The sequence below is a fragment of the Paenibacillus sp. 2TAB26 genome (assembly GCF_052115145.1).
In the GTDB taxonomy this organism is placed as follows: domain Bacteria; phylum Bacillota; class Bacilli; order Paenibacillales; family Paenibacillaceae; genus Pristimantibacillus.
Genome location: NZ_JBFRGC010000034.1, coordinates 46,783 through 65,815, shown reverse-complemented (window position 1 = coordinate 65,815; position 19,033 = coordinate 46,783). Strand labels below are relative to the sequence as shown.

Genomic DNA, 19,033 nt, shown 5'->3' with positions numbered 1-19,033 from the left:
TCCCCCCCTTCCTTCAATCGGTTTAACGTTTGTTGAAACGGTCGAAAGCGGCTTGCTGAATTTCTATCGCGCGCTCGATTCCCATTTTCTTAAACTGCTCGATCGCTTTATCGAAGCTGTCCAAACTAGAGGTGCCCATAATCAGTTTCGTGACAATCTCTGAACGATACGTATCCACATCCGTCATGATTTTGCTGAATTCGCTTGCTTCCTCCGGCGTCAAGGAAACGGGAGGAATGAGAACGGAGGCAGAGTTTTTCGCGAATTTGGCATACGCTTTTACTGCTTCCTTCTGGGCGTCGAGCGAATAGTATTGGTCATTATAACGGTCATCGTCCGGACCCGGGAACGGATAGTTCGCAATGAAGTTTTTCGCCATCGCTTGGCCGATCGGCAGTCCGTCCGGATTTTTCATGATCAAATCCGTAAACTTAGGCTGGCCATCCACCAGCGTATACGTTGTACCGTCAATACCGAAGTTTTTCAGCATAGCGCCTTCTTCGCTGAACAAATAATCAAGCGCCTTGATCGTAGCTTCCGGATTTTTGTTTGCGCTTGTGATGACGGCTCCCGTATTGCTGTAATCCCAGCCGGTTTCTGTGAATTTAGGCTCGTCTCCTTTATTCATTACCGGATATTGAACGGCGGAAAGCATCGCCTTCGGATCCGCCTGCTGCAAGGAAGGAAGCCATGCGCCCATGCTGCCGCCAATGTAACCGAAGGTAGCGGCTGCCTTGCCTGAAGTGATCTTCGCTTCCTTCGCTTTGTTGTCGTTGGAAGCATAGTCCGGATCAATCAAACCCTCTTTATACCATTTTTGCATACGCGCCAAGTAGTCTTTAAATGCAGGCTGAAGCGGCCCATACTCAATTTTGTCGCCATTCAGATAAAAATCTTTGCCGATGCCGTATGCCCCGATAAAGTCCATCGAGCTTTTTGATCCTAGCAGCATGTCTTTCTCGGACGTATATGGAATGACGCCTTTTTTCTCTTTAATCGTTTTTAGAACAATCTCCCATTCGTCGATCGTTTCGGGCAGCTGCAAGCCCAGCTCATCGAGCCAATCCTTCCGTATCATCTGGCCGGAGAACGTTTTGTATTTGCCGTGATCGCCAACCTTCAAGTTAGGGAATACGTAAATATCCCCGTTATCCGCTTTAATTTGCTTGGCGATAAGCGGATATTCTTCGAGAATTTTTTTCAAATTCGGTGCGTGCTGATCGATAAGATCGTTTAATTTAATGATCGTTCCATCCTGAAACAGCTTGGCTGGACCGCCTTGGAAGTTGGACATGTTCCACACAATCAAGTCCGGAAGCACATTGGAAGCTACCATCACGCCGAATTGCTGCTGAGCATCGGCACCCGTGCCCGTAGGATGTTCAAAGTCAAATTTCACATTCGTCTTTTTCTCCCATTCCTTCACCATCGCTACATCGCTTAAGCTTTGAACGACGGCTTGCGCATTAGGGTTTAAAGGATGCCAGAGCTTTAGCTTTACAGGTTCAGCCGATTTATCGCCTTTCCCCGCATTCTCTTTCGCTCCGTTGCCGGATGCCGCGTTGTTAGCGGGTTGTTCTGACTTGCCGCTGGAGCAAGCCGTTGCAATTCCTCCGAACATCAATACGATGGCAAGCAGAAGAGCAATTCTAGTAAATATACTTTTTTTCATGCGTGACTCCCCTTTACGAATTTATTTATGAGGGCGCCTGCCGGTTGCCGGCTCGCCTTAATCCCAATCTAATGGATAATAGCAGCCCCGTACATTTTCAATTGCTATAACGGTATTCATTTTTGTACAAACAGCGATTTACGATTCTTTACACGATATCCTTTTTTGTAGAAAACCTTTAAACAATGCTGTTGCGACGCCTTATTTCAACCTCATCGGGTTCGCCCCGAGGCCCGGAAATTCCTCTACCTGAACATGAATAGAAATGATTTCCGCAAAAAAAAGATGTCCCGGATTCCTAAGAATATTCGGGACATCTTTGCTTCTTCGGGCTATTTAATTATAAGTGCTCGTATTAACCGATTTCCGGCTGATGCTCCGGCTGATGCAGGGCGACCGTGCCGTCATCAAGACGCAGCCATGATTCCACTTTCCGTTCGTTTTCGGTCAAGCGGATCACGCGGGCACCCCGCGGGAAGCCTTCCTTGCCGTAAGTGTTGTATCCTGTTGCTCGTCCGTAATAAAGACGAATCCCGTAAAGCTCTCCCCAATAGTCGTTCGTGTGGTCATGGCCGCAAAAAGTTGCAATCACGTCTCCCTGTGCCAACATCGCTGAGAAGAAACCTGCTTGCGTCTGCGCGGCGCATACCCCCTCATGTTTATGGCCATAGCACACTTCCCGGTCCCACACTTCTTGGTATTCAGGCAGAGGGATGTGAAAGAATGCGAGTGCCGGCAATGCAGCGCCCTGATGACGAGCTTTCCACTCCTTGGATTGCTCCATGTACCACTGCACTTGATCATGCTGAATCCAATCGTAGCCGGGTACGCCAGGCAGCTTGGAATAATCGCCGGAGTCCAGGCAGTAAAGCACAGCGGCCGCTTGATCGTTGTCAGACCCAAGTACAGGTAACGCATAGTTGCCTGTGCCATGGATATCACGCGGTCCCGGCTCGGCAAAGGTGTGAGCGTGCTTTTGCACCTCGTCCATCAGGTCATCGCGGGTAATATCGTTCTCCGTATCGTGGTTGCCGAATACGATTCCCCACGGAATGCCTCTCTGCTCGGCAGCGGCAACCGCGTCCCGAAACGCTTGAAGCGGATCTTGGCATAAGACTGCCCCGTCTGAACCTCTGCCCGTGAAAATGACATCTCCTGTAAACATAACAAAATCCGGTTGTTCAGCCTCAAGTACAAGCTCCATCGCAGCCTTGGAACGCAAATCTAAGTCCGATCCGTCCTGCCAATGAATATCTGTGAACTGGACAATTGTAAAAGTGCCGTCTTTGCGAAAACGAAGCTTTTTGGCGTTTTCCATCTTCATCCTTACTCCCTCTCCATTAGGTATTCAGGTGCTATTGTTTAATGCCCTGATGACGCAATCATAATGATGCCCATAACTACAGCGATCGAAGCTGTAATTCTGCGAGTCCCTTGCGACTCTTTTAAAACAAATAGACCAAGGAGCGTGCCAAACACGATTCCCACCTCGCGCATAGGCGCAACTGTGGAAATATTGGCATTTCTGGCTGCAAACAAAAACAACAAGTACGAGCCCGGAGACAAGATAGCGCCAATCCAAATAATATTAATATGAGTGCGAATAACATGCTTAAGCCGTTTAGAGCGAAGAACAGCAGGCGTCAGTCCGAGTACAAAACCGATATTCGTCACCTCAAGCAGCGCAAGGGGAGAGAGATGCTGTAAATTCACTTTATCGATAAGCGTGTAAGTGGTAATGCATAGCCCAACGCTCATCGCCAGCAGTACAGGCTTATAGAAAGACTGCTGATGCCCTTTGCCCGAAGATCTTCCGATCATGACGATGAACCCGATCAGCATAAAGCTGAGTCCGATCCAGCCCCACAAAGGCAATGTCTCTTTTAATAGCAATACGCCGATAGCTGGGATAAGCAAGGTTGGTGTCCCCCGCATGATCGGATACACTTGCGATAAATCTCCAGCATTATAGGTGTAAGCGAGCAGCAGCGAATAAACGCTTTGCATCATTAACGATGCCCCGATTAACAGCCACTGTGTCTGCGATAGTGACGCACTCAAAAGTTCATTAATGAGTGTCGGAAGCAAAACAATAGTCGCAGGCATATAAATCACCCATAAGAACAACGCTTTATCCGTACTTTGCTTAGCTAGCATATTCCACACCGCATGCGCCAAACCGGAACACAAGACAAGAATAAGAGAAACAACAATCAATTAAGAAACACCTCCATCGATGATCCATATTTAGATTCAACTATCAGTTCCACATATTCCAACACAATATCACACAAACACACACATTTACAATATCTTAATATATACTTTTCATTAGAAAGCAAAAAAAGACCCTTGGTATATAACCAAGAGTCTTTAGGACAGTCAAAGTCCCCCTTTATTATTCATCTCTACTTATAAACAATCTCAATTCCGCTCCGTTTATATTTATCGACTAGATCAAGGCCGATCTTCGAATTTGTAACGAAACGTTCTACATCCGCGCAACCGCACACCTTGAGCAGGGAGACTTGATCAAATTTGCTGCTGTCGGCAAGCGCGATCGTGCTTTTTGCGTTTGCTTGCATAATCTTCTTCACCTGTACTTCACCAATCGCGTTGTCGGTAATGCCTTCGTCCAATGTAACTCCGCTCATGCTCATAAAAAACAAGTCTGCATGAAAGCGGGAAGCGAATTCTTCAGCTAAGTCTCCGATGATGCTCTGTTCTGCTTGACGGATAATGCCTCCGATCATGATCAGCGTAAAACCGGGGACATCGATTAATTCATTTACGATTGGCAAGGAATTCGTAATAATCGTCAATCGCTCGAACTTTGTCTTGAGCATCTTCGCAATCTGAGTATTGGTTGTGCTCACATCAAGTGCGATGGACATTCCTTCCGTTACATATCGAATGGCGAGCTGCGACAATTCCGTCTTCTCTGTCAAGTAAATCGATTCACGAATCGGCAGCGGGATTTCCCGGCTGTAATCCGGCTCTTTTAAAATCGCACCGCCATGAACCCTCTGCAATAAGCCTAGGTTCTCCAAATGCTCTAGATCGCGCCTTATCGTTTCAAAAGAGACGCCAAATGATTCCATAAGCTCCGACGCTCGAATCGATTTGTCGCTATTTATTTTTTGGATAATTAATTGATGCCGCTGCTGTGCGAACAATTGCTATCACTCCTCTATGCCGTGCCTTCCGGTAATTCCTGCTTCTTGATTAGTAGTCTACCATAAATCAAGGAAAGAGGCTCAGCCGCTAAGAGCAGTGTTCATCTTGTATCCCTTTCATTCGCGGCATTAAATTTTAATGCAATAGCGGCTTTCATCATTCTCATGTCACGCTCGTTGTCCAAATAAAGCTGTTCCGCTTCTTGCTGCGTGATCCTCTCGAACCGAAAACGGTCGCCGGGCTTTAGCTGTGCAAAAACAGGAATATCGACCGTTGCGACTTGCGCAATACGTAGATAACCACCCGTTGTCTGTCTGTCCGCCAGCAGCACGATCGGCTCTCCGCCAGCCGGCACCTGGACCGTTCCGTTTGCGACAGCCTCCGAAAGCAGCTCAAGCGGCTTCGCGAGCGTCAGCTTCTCTGTTCCTTCGAGCCGATATCCCATTCGATCGGACTGTGCGGAAATCTGGAAGCTCTGACTAAATAAGCTCGCCCGGCTTGTCTCTGTAAACAGCTCGTAATGCGTGCCCGTCATCGCGCGAATGATCGGGTCCTCTAAATTGTCCGCTATCGCAAAATGACTCGCATGCCAATGAGGCACAACGAAGCTGCCATTCCATCCCCGGCGCAAAGCATGATCCATTCGCTCTGACAGTAAGCTCGGCGCCTTAGCTGCCAGTACATCTCCTGACTTTAATGCCCTTCCGAAATAACCTCCGATTGCGCCGCGCAGATACGTACTTTTGCTTCCCATGACCTCCGGTACATCAAATCCGCCCGCAACTGCGAGATAGGAGCGGCAGCCCGATTGGCAAGCTCCGAATTTCACGCTCATTCCCGCGCGAACGAGTACTGGTCTCCATAAGGGCAGCGTCTCACCTCCAGCGGTAACAGACATACGCGCGCCGCAAATCGCGAGCAGCGTATCCTTCTCCATAAAGAGCTCCGTTCCGGTAAGCGTAATTTCCAGCACTGCCTCACTATCCTCGTTGCCGACTAACAGATTAGCCGCACGCGAAGCTCCCGTATCCATAGCCCCGCCGGCGACTACGCCGTATTTTTGATACCCATGCCCTCCGAGATCTTGTACAGTAACGAGCAAGCCGGGACGAACAACTTTTATAGTCATAATTCACCTTCTAAATAAAGCTTGTACTGCCGCTCCGTTATCGGCTTAAACCTAATCAAGTCCCCCGGTCTAAGCAAGCTTGGAATTTCGTCCTGAGGACGAAATAGAGCAAGCGGCGTTCTGCCGATCAGCTGCCAGCCGCCCGGCGTTGCAACCGAATATATGCCCGTTTGCTTGCCAGCTATGCCGACGCTGCCCTGAGGAATGATCGTCCGGGGCGTCTGATGTCTTGGTGCGGCAATCCGCTCAGACATTCCTCCCAAATAAGGAAAGCCTGGCGCAAAGCCGAGCATATGGACCAAGTAGCTGCCACCAGCATGTATAGCGATCACTTCCTCCTCCGGAAGTCCGTTAAGCTCAGCAACTAGGCTAAGGTCAGGACCGTACTCTCCGCCATAGCAAACCGGAATTTCAATCGTTCTATCCGCCTGATCGGAAGAGTGCAGCTGCTCTAGAGATAGGTACGTCTGCACTCTAGCGCATACCGTTTCAAAGATTGTAGCATGCTGAAGCTCGGCTGCAGTACGGCTTCTCTTCACCAGCAGCGGGTCATAATGGATCGCCACCGAGACGAAGGACGGCACGCATTCGATTAATCCGGTAAATGGTTTATCCTCTAAACGACGACTTAAACTCATGACAATTCGGTTCGTTTCTTCGTCAATGGAGCTGCCTAAACGAATAATAACGGCAGAGTCACCAAGCGGCAGCATTTCAATAGGAGCCTGAGGTTCCGTTGTAGTCTTCTCCATGCTCATATACCCGCCTTCTGAACAGATATGCTCGCTGCCTCTAATGCCGCCCGCAGTCTTATGACATGCTCTACTGCGCCAGGCGTATCCCCATGCACGCAAACCGTATCCGCCTTCAAAATAACGCTATGATGTTGTCTCGATTTGACCTCGCCATCCTTGATCATGCTTATCGCTTGCTCTGCGGCGCGAACAGGATTAACAATAACAGCACCTTCCGTCCCTCGCGGCGTTAGTGAGCCGTCCGACTCGTAAGTTCGGTCTGCGAATACTTCATGGATTGTACGCAGGCCTATAGCTTCGCCTGCGTGAATAAGCTCACTGCCCGATAATCCGAACAGCATCAGACTCGGATCAACCTTATATATTGCCTCTGCTATCGCGTCGGCTAACGGTCTGCTCTTCGCAGCCATATTATACAAAGCGCCATGCGGCTTCACATGCGCGACGCTTCCGCCTTCTGATTTAGCAAAAGCATACACCGCACCCAGCTGATAAACCGTCAGCTCATATGCCTCTTCCGGCGTTATGGCCATCATCCTTCGACCGAAGCCTGCCAAATCCGACAGCCCTGGATGCGCTCCAATGGCTACATCATGCTCTAGCGCCAGCTTAACCGTTCGCCGTATTGTCGCTGCATCCCCAGCGTGAAAACCGCAAGCGATATTCGCCGAAGTAATATATTTCATCAGCTCGTTATCAAGGCCAGCTGTGTAAACCCCAAAACCTTCGCCCATATCGCAGTTTAAATCCACGCGAACCATATGCTCTCCCCCGTCTGCTCGCCTGCCAAAGCCAGCTCTATTTCCAAAATTATATCAAATTTCAGCTCGAAAATAAGCAGTCCAATCCTCTGCGTCTCTCCACCATAAGGCTAAACTACAAAAAAAGAAGCAGCGCCGGTCCAGCGCTGCTTCTTCCATATTATTTGTTTATTCCCCGCCCATAAATACGTAACGGCCAATGATAAGCACCGCTAGAATCCACATGAGCCAGTGAACCTTGTATTTGCCTTTGCCTGTTACATTAGCAACCGTTGCAAGCAATACGTACGATACGATACCGAACGAAATACCGTTTGCAATGTTGTAAGTAAGCGGCATAAGTGCAAGTGTCAAGAAGGATGGAATCGCGTAAACCATATCTGAAAAATCGATATCTTTTACGGATTGCATCATCAGCACGCCTACGATAATGAGTGCAGCAGCTGTAGCCGCGCCTGGAACAAGCGCAACGATTGGAGACAAGAAGATAGCAAGCAGGAAGCAAACGCCTGTCGTTACTGCCGTTAGGCCCGTACGTCCGCCTTGCGCAATACCTGCAGAGCTTTCTACGAATGCGGTAACTGTACTTGTACCAAGCACCGCGCCGCCGCTGACGCCGATCGCATCAACGAACATCGCTTTACCTACACGTTTTTTACCCTTTTCAGCGTCCTTCATGTAGCCCGCTCGGTTTGCTGTACCAACAAGCGTACCGAACGTATCGAACATTTCGACGAAGGTAAATGTCAGGATAACCGTTACCAGTCCGACTTCAAATACGCCTGCAAAGTCAAAATGCCAGAAGTTCATTTTGGAGAAATCAGGCACCCATGTTTGACCAGTGAATGCTGCTTTCACATCAACATGACCCATTAGAATAGCAATAACAGTCGTACCAAGAATACCGAACAAAAGCGCTCCCGGTACACGCAGTACCATCAGCACGCCAATAAGAAGCAATGCGATCACGGTAAGTACAACCGTTTCATTATGGAAGCTTCCCAGTTGAATAACGGTTTCGGAGCCGCTAACTGGTGTGAATTTACCTGCTTCAATGTCTGTGAAGCTTGATACTGCGATTGTCATAATTCCGCTGTTCTTCAAGCCGATAATGGTGATGAACAAGCCGATACCGACTGTAATCGCATGCTTCAAGCTGTCTGGAACAGCTGTGATAAGCATTTGGCGAATTTGGGTAAGCGTCAATATGATAAAGATAATACCTGAAATAAATACTGCCGTTAGTCCCATTGCTGGTGAGATCGGAGCGTCCGTTGACGCCGATGCGATAACGACCGATGCAAAATACGCATTAAGACCCATACCTGGTGCTAGCGCAACTGGGAAGTTAACGAACAAGCCCATCGCGATGGTGAAGATACCTGCTGCTAGTGCCGTTGCAAGAAACACGGCAGTCCAATCCAAGCCAGCTGGCGTTAGTATGATTGGATTGACGGCTAATATGTAAGCCATCGTCATGAAAGTCGTCAGCCCCGCCATAATCTCTGTTCTGACATTTGTTCCGTGTTCCTTTAAGCGAAAGAAACGTTCCATTTTGATTACAAACCTCCCAAAAATGTGGTGGAACAAACAAAGAAGCCTAGTAAAAATGCAATAGATCGCATTTCTCCTAGGCTCTGCAAAAAGGGGAAAAAGATACCCGCTGGACCGCTGCGAGCTTTTTCCGCCAATTTCGTAGCCTGATCATTTACGGTGACCGAGTAGAGACTCTCAAGCCGATTCTTGAGATTATACGAAAAGATATGCTGTTGTTGTTTTCCGTTTTCAATTTTAAAGAGAAGTTGCCCATTTTGTCAACAACTTTTACGAACGATATTGGCAATACATACGTAAAACATTCGTTTTTAGCAAACATTTCTAACATTCTACCTTTTTTTGACGAGTGAACGGTACATAAGAAACAGGAAGTATGGAGCTCCAATCAGCATAATGATGAGCCCGGAAGGAATCTCCTTCGGAGCCATTACCGTTCTTCCGATCGTATCCGCAATTACAAGCAGCAAGGCGCCGAGCAGACCTGACAGGATGATCGAGCGCCTTGTGTGATGTCCGACCATCATCCGTACCGCATGCGGCGCCATCAATCCAAGGAAACCAATCGTTCCTACGCTCGCCACCGCTCCCGCAGCAAGCAGCACGCCAATGATCATAGCCCAAAGCCGTGTACCTTTGACCGGTAAGCCGAGACCTGTCGAGCTTTCATCTCCGAAGGCGAGCAGATCAAATTTCCTGCTCAAATAATAGGCAGCCGGTACAAGAATAAGCAGAAAAATAAAAATACTGTTAAAATGGCTCCAGCTTCGGCCATACGTCGTTCCCGTTAGCCAAACAAATGCCGTGCTGCTCCATAGGCTTGCCTTCACGATCATCGCCTGAATACCAGCAGCTCCGATGGCGGACACCGCGATGCCAAGCAGGATCAGAACCGATGGGTTAAGCGATTTGCGCCAAGCTAAGAAAAATACAACAGCGGCAGCTATTGCCCCGCCAGTAATAGCGGCAATTGGCAGCGCGAATATAGGCAGCGTTGGCCATGCAACGAGCACGACCAAAGCGCCAAATCCCGCACCCGAGGTGACGCCGATAATAGAAGCATCTGCGAGCGGATTGCGAACAGCGCTTTGAATGAGCACACCACTGATTGCGAGCGCGATGCCTCCCCCTGCTGCAACGAGGGTGCGCGGAAGCCTTAGATTCAGCAGCACAGAGTAGGAATCGTCACCTGCTCCGAATAGGCTTCTAAGCAATTCCATGATCGGAATTTTTGTACCGCCGAGCGACAAGCTAACGAGAACGACCGCAGCCAGCAATACGGTCATGGCTAAGGCAGTCGGTGCAAAACGCAAGCGGAATGGAGCACCTCCAATGCTCATCGACGACTGTCCTGAGCCCGAACCGGAAATGTTTTTCATCTTGGTAAGCACCAGCCAAATGAGCCAAGGCGCCCCGATAATCGCCATGACGGCGCCTACCGGCATTTCACCGAGACTGCTTCGTACCATGCGGGCAAGCACATCCGCTGCCGTTATGAGCAGCGCTCCCCAAAGCGCGCTCGCAGGAATGAGCAAACGATGATTTCGTATGCCGGAGAGCCTAACCAAATGCGGAGCTACAAGACCAACGAACCCGATCGGCCCTACGACGCTGACCACGATAGCTGCCATAAGCACAGAGAGCGCCAGCCCTCCCGCCCGGGTTAAGCCTACGCGCTGCCCTAATGAACGAGCAGTCGATTCATCCAGCTCGAGCGCATCGAACTTGCGTCCGGCAAGTATCGCAATGACGAGCAATGCCGCCACAAGCGGCCAAGCATACTTCACGCCGCTCCAATCAAGCTGAATTAATGTGCCTCCACCCCAAAGAAACAACGATTGCGTTTCCGTCGCTTTAAAAATATGAATTGCCGACGTAAACGCACCGAGCACCATCGAGACGATCATCCCCGAAAGCGCTAGCCGAACCGGCGTTGCCGCTCGCCCGCCGCCAAGAAAATAAGCAGCCAATGCCGCAAGGAAACCTCCCACTGCCGCCAGCAGGAAAGGTGCCTCATGCTGCAGCGCAGGAAAAGCGACCATGCCGAGCACAACCATAAAATAGGCTCCAGCATTAATGCCCAGTGTATCGGAGGCCGCAAGCGGGTTTTTCGTTATCGTTTGCAATAACGCTCCTGCCGCCGCTAACGCAGCTCCCGCTATAATGCCGATAACGGTCCGCGGCATTCTAATATCCCAAAGCAAATTATGCTCCATCACATCCTGCCGATGAAGCAAGCCGTCAAATACGAATGCTGCTGGAATTTTGGCTTCCCCGAAGCAAAGACTCAGTATGAACAGAAAGAAAAGGGCGGCAAGGCCGCCCCCAAATATACCAATCATTCGCCAAATCATACCCAATGAGGCTTCTTTTTTTTGCTTCTTCATGAGCTCGCTCATTTCGTTAATGTATTTACGACTTGGTCTACGATGACTTTGGAGGAGATCGGACCGCCGAACACCCATGTCGTGCTGTCGAGAGCAAACGTACGTTTTTCTTTCACGAAATTAAGACCGTTCCATACCGAATTGTCTTTCAGTGTGCCTGAAAAAATGTCGTCATCCTTTTGAACGATATAGATCAGGTTCGTATCTTGAATAGCCGGCAGTGCTTCTACCGTCGAAGTAGTAAAGCCATACATTTCGAACTGCTCCGGTTTCCAATCGTTTTTGAGACCAATACGATCCAGCGTTTGAACCGCTAGCGAATTATCCATGAATAGACGCATCGTTGCAGCATTCTGATAGCTGAATGCTTGCGTCAGCACATAGTTCAAGCCTTCTTTGCCTGCTGCAGCAAGCTTCGTTTTTGCATCCGCATAATGCTGATCTAGATCGGCAAGTACTTTGTCGCCTTCTGGTGTTTTGCCGACTGCTGCCGCAATAGATTTGAATATATCGATCATTTGCGTGTATTGGTCGCCTTGGCCTTCAACTGGATAAAGGCTGAATAGAAGCGTTGGCGCAATGCCTTTCAGCTGATCGTAGATCGCTTCGTGGCTGTCCGTAATGCCAATAATGAGGTCAGGCTTCAAGGCTGCGATCGTCTCTAGGTTCGGCTCGTGGCGGAAACCAACGTCCGTCACGCCTGCGTCAAGCGGCGCCTCTCCTGTTACCCATTGCTTATAACCCTCGTTGTCCGCGCTGCCTACCGGCTGCATTCCAAGGGCAACCATGTCCTCTGTAAACGTCCACTCCAGCACAACAACCTTTTGAGCCGGCTTCTCAAGGGTAACCTCACCTTTCGCATCCTTCACAACAATCGGACCATCCGCTTTCGCGCCAGCGTCGTTCGTAGCAGGAGCGTTAGTGCTTGCCTTGTTTTCTGCCTTGTTGTTCGCCGCATTATTCGCACCGCAGCCTGCAGCCACCACCATTACGACGATGACCATAATCAAACTCATTAATCGTTTGTTCATTTTTTTTTACCCCCTATTTGTTTAAACCCTGCTTCATTCGCTGGGTTGATAACTAATCCCATTTTAGTGATAATGATTATCATGTTCAAATACCTTTGTTATCATATAATCGATAGCACTAGATGTCAATGTAAATATTTTGTATTTACAGCTAATTCCCGATGCAAAGTCTATAGTTAAAAGCAAGCCGAAAAAGGGCGGGAGCTATGCTCCTGCCCTTCCTGCCAACTGCTTTGCAGCCTAGTTTATTCTTTGAAAAAATTCGGCAAATACTTTTTGTTCGCCTCAAGCATTTCTTCAAGCAACGCCTTAGCCACCGCTACGCTTGGAACAAGCGGGTGATGAACGAGCGCTTGCAGCGCGATCCCTTTATCTCCGCTGATTGCAGCTTCAATAGTTAGCGATTCATATGTTTTTACAGCATGCATTAGACCTTTAATTTGCTCTGGAACACGCTGCAAAGGCAGTGGAATCGGGCCTTGAGCCGTAACGACACAGTTAACCTCGATGCTTGCATCTTCAGGCAGAAAATCAATAATGTTGCCGTTTCTAACGTTCAACGTCTGAATATCACGTTTGTCGGTATATAGAGCATGCATCAAGTTAACAGCTGCCTCAGAGTAATAAGCACCGCCGCGCTGCTCAAGCTGCTTTGGCTTCTCCGTCAAATTAACATCCTTGTAAAGCTCAAACAATTCTGTTTCGACCCGGCTTACAACTTCTGCGCGCGTGCCGTTTTTCTCTAGCGAGTCTTTCATATCCGCGAGCATCGAATCCGTCATATAGAAATAACGGAGGTAATACGTTGGTATCGCGCCTAATGAGCGAAGGAAATCTGCATCCCAGTCAAACGCAGTTACGTTTGTAGCGGAATAGTCGCGACCGGCTCCGATCATTTCGTCCAATTTGTCCTCACCGTTTACATAAGCGGCTGTAACCCAGTGCAGATGATTGATCCCTACGAATTCAGGCAATACTTCACTCTCGCTAACGCCATACTCTTTAGCCAGAAACTTTTGAAAGTTAATTGGTGAATTGCATAGACCCACTGTTTTTACTTTGCTGTATTTTTGAACCGCTTCGGTTACAATACCCGCTGGATTCGTGAAATTAAGCATCCAAGCATTCGGCGCAAGCTCTTCAATATCCTTACAAATATCCAGAATGACAGGTACAGTACGAAGCGCTTTAAACATTCCGCCTGGTCCAGTCGTCTCTTGTCCAATTACACCATGTGAAATAGGAATATGCTCATCACGGCGTCTTGCTTCCAGCAAACCTACCCGCATTTGTGTCGTAACGAAATCTGCACCAGCGATCGCTTCACGACGGTCAAGTGTTAGTTTCACTTCGATTGGCAGGCCAGCTTTCTCTACCATCCGCTTCGCAAGCTCGCCAACGATTGCCAGCTTATGACGACCTTCTTCGATATCAACAAGCCAAAGCTCACGAATCGGCATTTCATCATATTTTTTAATAAAGCCTTCTACGATTTCTGGCGTATACGAGGAACCGCCGCCAATGACGGCGACCTTTAGTGGTTTTTTGGACATGTGAATGAGCCTCCCTTAAATGTTTAAACTATTTTTAAAATGTAATTTTTCTAAGTGCTGCATCTACCGCTTCATCAATCACAATGCCGCTGCTATCCATCGCACTCATTACTGCTCCAATAACCGGATCGACCGTCAATCTGACTGTCTGCGCTTGCGGCGAAACCGCTACAACAGCTTCACTGATTGCATCGACCATATGTGTAGAGCCGCCTCGCGACATTACGCTACCAGCAAGGACAACATCGAATTTTTCTTTTTCCATGCCTAGCCGCTTAATCAACGCATTTACAGAGTTCGCATGCTCACGCCCAGCTTCCTCCAAAAGACGGATGGCTACAGCATCCCCGAGAGCAGCGGCCTCAAACATCACTTTAGCAAGCTCATGTGACGGACGTTTGCCGTTGTCCAGCGCGTCATCGTACATCTCTTGAATCGTATGATAGCCAAGCCGCTGGGGAACCATTTCACTAAGAAGTGTCGCTTGCTCTCTGCCTTCCCAAGCACGAATCGCACTGCGGAAAGCGTGAATTGCCAGATCCGTGCCCGAACCATGTCCATCCCCGAATAAATAACCAAAGCCGCCATATTGCAGCTCTTCCCCTTGAGGGTTGCGAGCAGCAGCGTTAAGGCCAGTTCCGCTAAGAATGACCGCTCCGTAAGATCGGTTCGTCCCCGCACGCATACCAATCATGGTGTCGCATGCAATCGCATGATTTTTATAGTCAAGTGAAGCAATCATCGGTCTTAAAATTGCATAATCAGGCTCACGATCTGCTCCTGCAAGTCCGAAATAGGCAAATGTCACCTGATCCTTCGTCACGCCAGCATCCTGAAGCGCTTGCTGACAAGCATGATCTATGCTGTTTTTTGCTGCTTCAAAAGCGGTTTGGTGATTTCCATTTCCGCCAAGGCCTCTGCCAAGTACACGACCTGTCTCATCTACGAGCAGAGCATGTGTCTTGCTGCCTCCTGCATCTATACCAAGGAAAATAATATCGCTCACACTCCTTATTTGTACTTTCTTCTATTTTAAAATAAAAAACATCGTTCTTCTAATGAAAAAGAACGATGTTATAATACTATCTTACTGTCTTTTAGGATCGCAGCTCGGATGGGAGCTTCCCTACGTGCTGCTTGAACAGCCGATTGAAATTAGATAAATTGCGAAATCCGCATTCAGCTGCCACTTCAATAATCTTTTTGTCTGTGGATTCAAGAAGATAAGCCGCCTGTGACAGCCGCATCTGTATCAAATAATCCATGGGCGAGGTCCCAACAACCTGCACAAACAACGTGCTGAACCGAGAGGGACTTAAGTGCGCGGCCTCTGCGAGCTCGCCAAGCGTCCATGGGTATGATATATCAGCCTCGATGTCATTCAGCACGCCTCGAATCGTTTCCATACCACGCACATGCTGCGCTCCCGTTTCATTATTTTTTGCAAAATAGCGATTGACGAATGCAAGCAATTGAATAAGCTTCGCCCGCACCACCACTTCAAAATGCGGCTCCTTCAGCTCAAACTCAGCAGACATGTCTTTAATAATGCCGCCAAGCTCTCCCAGCTTCGGATGCTCTCGATCAAGCACATTATCAAATCTTAACCCAATATCCCGAAATGGAATAAGCAGCTCCGCATCGTAGCGCTGCTCTAAAGCAAGGTAAGACGAATCAAACATAATAATGCTCATGACCAGCTCCTCTGACTCAAACGCACGGTGCAAATCATTGGAATGAATAAGTACGATGTCTCCTTGCTGGAAGTCATAACGGCTCCCGTTGATCAGATAGTAGCCGCTCCCCTTCTGTATGTAGTTAATTTCGAGCGCTTTATGCCAATGCAGTCTTTGAAAGGTCGGGGAAACCCCTACAGATTGCGAAATCGTAATGGGAAAAGCCAGCGGCAGCTCAATCCGATCTTCGCTGATTGAAGGATATAGGTTCATTTGATTTATTCTCCTTAAAGTTTTGCGAATGCAAAACTACTTCGTAAGCATGGGCTTAGGTTCGCGAATGCAAATCTACTCCGTAAAACGAGGTTGGATTTACTATTGTTCTCATCAAAGATTATAGCAGAAATCAGCGTCTTGACGACATCTGTAAGCATTTGGTATTATGTAACCATCGGTTAGTAACCAGTGGTTACTAAAGTGAAAAGGAGTGAATGATCATCGCTACTAAAAAAGAATTACGCGCAGAGGAAACAAAACGCGCCATCATCGCCGCAGCTGAGAAGCTGTTCGGAGAACGCGGATACGATTCCGTTTCAATAAGAGAAATTGCAAAGGAAGCCGGCTGCTCTCATACTACGATCTATATTTATTTTCAAGATAAAGAAGCATTGCTTCATGCCTTATCTATGCAGCCCTTACAGCTGTTGAAGGGTGAATTGGACACACTTGCAAAAGACGCCTTCCTATCCGCTGACGAGAAGCTTAAGCGAATGAATGATTTGTTTATTCGGTTCTGCTTAAACAACAGAAGCATGTACGCTATATTTTTTGAAGTTAAATCCTCCCGTGTCGATGAACTGGAGCCTGAGCTAGAAATCAATCGTGTGCGCAATCAGATGTTCAACGTTATCGTCCAGCTTTTGAAAACAAATCTTAATTTGCCTGAAGGCGAGCAGCTCCTAAGCTGTTCACGCATTTATTTCTATATGCTGCGCGGGATTGTTGGCACCTATACGCATTCGGAAGAGAGTGTGGACGCCATTTTCAGCCGACTCTCCACTACCTTTGATCATGCCTTTGAAGCACTCCTTATTGGATTCGACAAGCAGATAAACGAAAGAAGGATTGATACATGACTTTTTTATTGTTTCTCTTTCTATTTATCGTCGTATGCGGCTGGCTTGATGCACGAATTGAACGAAAGGTGGCGAAGTAAATGCTGGCTGGACATTTTGGACTTGCGGCCATTGTAAAAGCGATGGAGCCCAAGGTACCTTTGTGGGTTTTGATGGCAAGCACGCAGCTTCTCGATATCGCGTTTATCCCGCTTCTGCTCACTGGGGCAGAATCTATTGATAAAATAGGCGACGGAGGTTATGGTGAAGCTGTTATCCATGCTGACTATACGCATTCTCTGGCTGGAGCTTTGCTAATAGCGATTGTTGCTGCTTTAATTTCATATCGGATATGGAATAAGCGAAGTGCAGCCATCATTGGCTCACTGGTCTTCAGCCATTGGTTGATTGACCTGCTCGTACATCGCAGCGACATGCCGCTCTTGCCGGGAAATTTCGGCGATTTTCCTCTACTTGGCTTCGGACTGTGGAAACTGCCGGCAATTAGCGCCATATTAGAGCTGTCCCTAGTACTATCGGGTGCCTGCCTATATATTTGGTCCATTAAGAAACGAACGGCAAAACAAAACCATGCTGACTCCTCTGCCCCTGTACCATCGAAACGAACCTATGGTGCAGGCTGGATCATGGCGGTATTCCTAATCCTGACATTTGCAGCCGATTATTTCTCACTCTAAGACACAGCTCATACAAAGCCCAAAACCTTCGCGAATCAGCCAGCAGGCTGATACGAGAGTTTTGGGCTTTTTTCGTTATTTAAAATAGCGTTCATTTACACGATTATTTTTCTTGACAAAGTATTCCATTCGAGATACATTACATATATCAAATAGATATATCAAATTGATACATTAAGGAGAACGACAATGATTGAGCTAGTTACTTTAGGAATGCTGATGCAAGGGAAAATGAGCGGATATGATATTAAAAAAATAACAGAGCAATCGATCGGAATCTTTTACAAAATGAGCTATGGAAGCCTATACCCCGGACTTAAGCGTCTAGTGGAAAGTGCATACGTGATGGAAGAAGAAACAAATGACAGCAAAAACAAAAAGATGTACAGCATCACAAGCGAAGGGCAGAAGCATTTTATGCAGTGGCTAAGAGAACCCCTTCAATCGAACAAACGCGAGTATCTCATTAAAATCTTCTTTTACGATTACCTTGATGAGCCTACGAAAAAACAAAACTTAATGGCGTATCAACAAAACATCGCGCGCAACATTGCTCAAATGGAGGCTGTTCAGTCCATCGTGTCCAAGGAGCTGGAGCAGCTCGAAGATAAAAACGCTTATTATTACCGAGTATCTGTCATGCATTACGGCTTGCATTTTTTTAAGATGGAAAATGAATTTTTAAAAAAAATAATCGAAAAAGAGGAATTCTAAATGATTACAACGGTCAGCTTTACAGTAAAAAGGCCTATTGTTGCGCTTATTCTAATCGAGCTTATGCTGATGATTTTTGTAGCCGGCGGCAGCGCCTATGTATCGATTGCTGAACTTACGCATCCACTCGCTCCATTTCTAGGCTTTATTCCGATAGCATTATTTCTAGTGATCTATATGACGTTAAAAAAACGGTGGAGCACCTTTTATTTCAGCGGTGTTTCCAAGCTTACAAAGCAGCAATGGCTTGAATATCTTCCTCTGCTGCTCGTCTTAATCGTCTTATTGATCGCCAACAAAGGCTTTCAACCCGCTTCCTTCTCGTTTTTCGCTTATATGCTGCTGTCGCAGCTGTTCTTAGTCGGATTTGTAGAGGAAACATTGTTCCGGGGAATGATGCTGCGGATTCTAATGCCAAAAGGAAAAATGACAGCTGTCATCGTCTCCAGTGCGTTGTTTGGTGTCACACACGCTTTGCAGGCGCTTGGCGGCCAATCGATAGAGGATACTCTTTTGCAAATTGGATATGCGTTTATAGTGGGCTTTGTATTGGCGATGCTGGTCGTTCGGAACCGCGCCATTCTGCTCACAATCCTCTTCCACGGCTTGCACAACTTTCTAAACTTCACAGGCAATGATCCAGACACACATCTATACGACTATCTCGTCATCGCTATTCTTGCCGTTCAATTAATTTGGCTGCTTTCTTCCTCCAAAAAAAATTCGATTAACACAAACACCATTTACACCTAATATGAAGCGCTACGTGAAGAAGAAAAGCACCAACCAACCGAATGATGGTGCTTGAACT

The 19,033-nt window shown here is 47.6% G+C and carries 17 protein-coding genes and 1 riboswitch; of the genes, 4 read left to right on the top strand and 13 right to left on the bottom strand.

Going from position 1 to position 19,033, the window contains the following annotated elements:
* Positions 1-22: 22 nt before the first annotated feature.
* From AB4Z50_RS30165 to AB4Z50_RS30105, 13 genes are all read right to left on the bottom strand, one after another.
* A complete protein-coding gene (locus AB4Z50_RS30165) occupies positions 23-1,672 on the bottom strand; it encodes an extracellular solute-binding protein (RefSeq protein ID WP_441885194.1) in 1,650 nt (549 codons plus the stop codon).
* Positions 1,673-2,027: 355 nt separating this feature from the next.
* Positions 2,028-2,996, bottom strand: a complete 969-nt coding sequence (locus tag AB4Z50_RS30160) for a metallophosphoesterase family protein (RefSeq protein WP_441885192.1) — start codon at positions 2,994-2,996, stop codon at positions 2,028-2,030.
* A 38-nt stretch (positions 2,997-3,034) separates the two neighbouring features.
* Positions 3,035-3,889: a DMT family transporter gene (locus AB4Z50_RS30155; protein ID WP_441885190.1), complete on the bottom strand. Its 855-nt coding sequence runs from the start codon at positions 3,887-3,889 to the stop codon at positions 3,035-3,037.
* A gap of 191 nt (positions 3,890-4,080) precedes the next feature.
* The gene (locus tag AB4Z50_RS30150; protein ID WP_441885188.1) at positions 4,081-4,848 is read right to left on the bottom strand and encodes a DeoR/GlpR family DNA-binding transcription regulator; all 768 of its coding nucleotides are present in this window, start codon (positions 4,846-4,848) and stop codon (positions 4,081-4,083) included.
* A 101-nt stretch (positions 4,849-4,949) separates the two neighbouring features.
* Entirely contained in the window at positions 4,950-5,978 is a 1,029-nt protein-coding gene (locus tag AB4Z50_RS30145) for a biotin-dependent carboxyltransferase family protein (RefSeq protein ID WP_441885186.1), read from the bottom strand.
* Entirely contained in the window at positions 5,975-6,730 is a 756-nt protein-coding gene (pxpB, locus tag AB4Z50_RS30140) for a 5-oxoprolinase subunit PxpB (protein WP_441885185.1), read from the bottom strand. The genes AB4Z50_RS30145 and pxpB overlap by 4 nt, the downstream gene beginning before the upstream one ends.
* 2 nt (positions 6,731-6,732) lie before the next feature.
* A complete protein-coding gene (locus AB4Z50_RS30135) occupies positions 6,733-7,494 on the bottom strand; it encodes a 5-oxoprolinase subunit PxpA (protein ID WP_441885184.1) in 762 nt (253 codons plus the stop codon).
* Positions 7,495-7,662: 168 nt separating this feature from the next.
* Positions 7,663-9,048, bottom strand: a complete 1,386-nt coding sequence (locus AB4Z50_RS30130; RefSeq protein WP_441885182.1) for an NCS2 family permease — start codon at positions 9,046-9,048, stop codon at positions 7,663-7,665.
* Between the two features lie 122 nt (positions 9,049-9,170).
* Positions 9,171-9,271, bottom strand: a riboswitch (purine riboswitch).
* A 109-nt stretch (positions 9,272-9,380) separates the two neighbouring features.
* Positions 9,381-11,435: an iron ABC transporter permease gene (locus AB4Z50_RS30125; protein WP_441885181.1), complete on the bottom strand. Its 2,055-nt coding sequence runs from the start codon at positions 11,433-11,435 to the stop codon at positions 9,381-9,383.
* Between the two features lie 8 nt (positions 11,436-11,443).
* Positions 11,444-12,466 carry an ABC transporter substrate-binding protein gene (locus AB4Z50_RS30120; RefSeq protein WP_441885179.1) on the bottom strand — a complete coding sequence of 341 codons (1,023 nt, stop codon included), beginning with the start codon at positions 12,464-12,466 and terminating at the stop codon, positions 11,444-11,446.
* A gap of 245 nt (positions 12,467-12,711) precedes the next feature.
* Positions 12,712-14,019, bottom strand: coding sequence for a 6-phospho-beta-glucosidase (locus AB4Z50_RS30115; protein WP_441885178.1), 1,308 nt, complete (start codon positions 14,017-14,019; stop codon positions 12,712-12,714).
* A 34-nt stretch (positions 14,020-14,053) separates the two neighbouring features.
* The gene (locus tag AB4Z50_RS30110; protein ID WP_441885176.1) at positions 14,054-15,025 is read right to left on the bottom strand and encodes an N-acetylglucosamine kinase; all 972 of its coding nucleotides are present in this window, start codon (positions 15,023-15,025) and stop codon (positions 14,054-14,056) included.
* A gap of 91 nt (positions 15,026-15,116) precedes the next feature.
* Positions 15,117-15,968, bottom strand: coding sequence for an AraC family transcriptional regulator (locus AB4Z50_RS30105; protein ID WP_076271121.1), 852 nt, complete (start codon positions 15,966-15,968; stop codon positions 15,117-15,119).
* Positions 15,969-16,186: 218 nt separating this feature from the next.
* Here AB4Z50_RS30105 and AB4Z50_RS30100 point away from each other — a divergent pair, with 218 nt between their 5' ends.
* From AB4Z50_RS30100 to AB4Z50_RS30085, 4 genes are all read left to right on the top strand, one after another.
* Positions 16,187-16,831 carry a TetR/AcrR family transcriptional regulator gene (locus tag AB4Z50_RS30100; protein WP_441885174.1) on the top strand — a complete coding sequence of 215 codons (645 nt, stop codon included), beginning with the start codon at positions 16,187-16,189 and terminating at the stop codon, positions 16,829-16,831.
* A gap of 80 nt (positions 16,832-16,911) precedes the next feature.
* The gene (locus AB4Z50_RS30095; protein WP_441885172.1) at positions 16,912-17,508 is read left to right on the top strand and encodes a permease; all 597 of its coding nucleotides are present in this window, start codon (positions 16,912-16,914) and stop codon (positions 17,506-17,508) included.
* A 189-nt stretch (positions 17,509-17,697) separates the two neighbouring features.
* Positions 17,698-18,222, top strand: coding sequence for a PadR family transcriptional regulator (locus AB4Z50_RS30090; RefSeq protein WP_441885170.1), 525 nt, complete (start codon positions 17,698-17,700; stop codon positions 18,220-18,222).
* Complete coding sequence (locus AB4Z50_RS30085) at positions 18,223-18,975, top strand: CPBP family intramembrane glutamic endopeptidase (protein ID WP_441885168.1); 753 nt, start codon at positions 18,223-18,225, stop codon at positions 18,973-18,975.
* The last annotated feature ends 58 nt before the right edge of the window (positions 18,976-19,033 follow it).

What these genes read in the sequence shown, in the direction of transcription:
- AB4Z50_RS30160 (WP_441885192.1), bottom strand. Translation starts at nt 2,996, where the DNA reads ATGAAGATGGAAAACGCCAAAAAGCTTCGTTTTCGCAAAGACGGCACT.
- AB4Z50_RS30100 (WP_441885174.1), top strand. Translation starts at nt 16,187, where the DNA reads ATGATCATCGCTACTAAAAAAGAATTACGCGCAGAGGAAACAAAACGC.
- AB4Z50_RS30095 (WP_441885172.1), top strand. Translation starts at nt 16,912, where the DNA reads ATGCTGGCTGGACATTTTGGACTTGCGGCCATTGTAAAAGCGATGGAG.
- AB4Z50_RS30125 (WP_441885181.1), bottom strand. Translation starts at nt 11,435, where the DNA reads ATGAAGAAGCAAAAAAAAGAAGCCTCATTGGGTATGATTTGGCGAATG.
- AB4Z50_RS30130 (WP_441885182.1), bottom strand. Translation starts at nt 9,048, where the DNA reads ATGGAACGTTTCTTTCGCTTAAAGGAACACGGAACAAATGTCAGAACA.
- AB4Z50_RS30120 (WP_441885179.1), bottom strand. Translation starts at nt 12,466, where the DNA reads ATGAACAAACGATTAATGAGTTTGATTATGGTCATCGTCGTAATGGTG.
- AB4Z50_RS30085 (WP_441885168.1), top strand. Translation starts at nt 18,223, where the DNA reads ATGATTACAACGGTCAGCTTTACAGTAAAAAGGCCTATTGTTGCGCTT.
- AB4Z50_RS30090 (WP_441885170.1), top strand. Translation starts at nt 17,698, where the DNA reads ATGATTGAGCTAGTTACTTTAGGAATGCTGATGCAAGGGAAAATGAGC.
- AB4Z50_RS30115 (WP_441885178.1), bottom strand. Translation starts at nt 14,019, where the DNA reads ATGTCCAAAAAACCACTAAAGGTCGCCGTCATTGGCGGCGGTTCCTCG.
- pxpB (WP_441885185.1), bottom strand. Translation starts at nt 6,730, where the DNA reads ATGGAGAAGACTACAACGGAACCTCAGGCTCCTATTGAAATGCTGCCG.
- AB4Z50_RS30105 (WP_076271121.1), bottom strand. Translation starts at nt 15,968, where the DNA reads ATGAACCTATATCCTTCAATCAGCGAAGATCGGATTGAGCTGCCGCTG.
- AB4Z50_RS30135 (WP_441885184.1), bottom strand. Translation starts at nt 7,494, where the DNA reads ATGGTTCGCGTGGATTTAAACTGCGATATGGGCGAAGGTTTTGGGGTT.
- AB4Z50_RS30145 (WP_441885186.1), bottom strand. Translation starts at nt 5,978, where the DNA reads ATGACTATAAAAGTTGTTCGTCCCGGCTTGCTCGTTACTGTACAAGAT.
- AB4Z50_RS30165 (WP_441885194.1), bottom strand. Translation starts at nt 1,672, where the DNA reads ATGAAAAAAAGTATATTTACTAGAATTGCTCTTCTGCTTGCCATCGTA.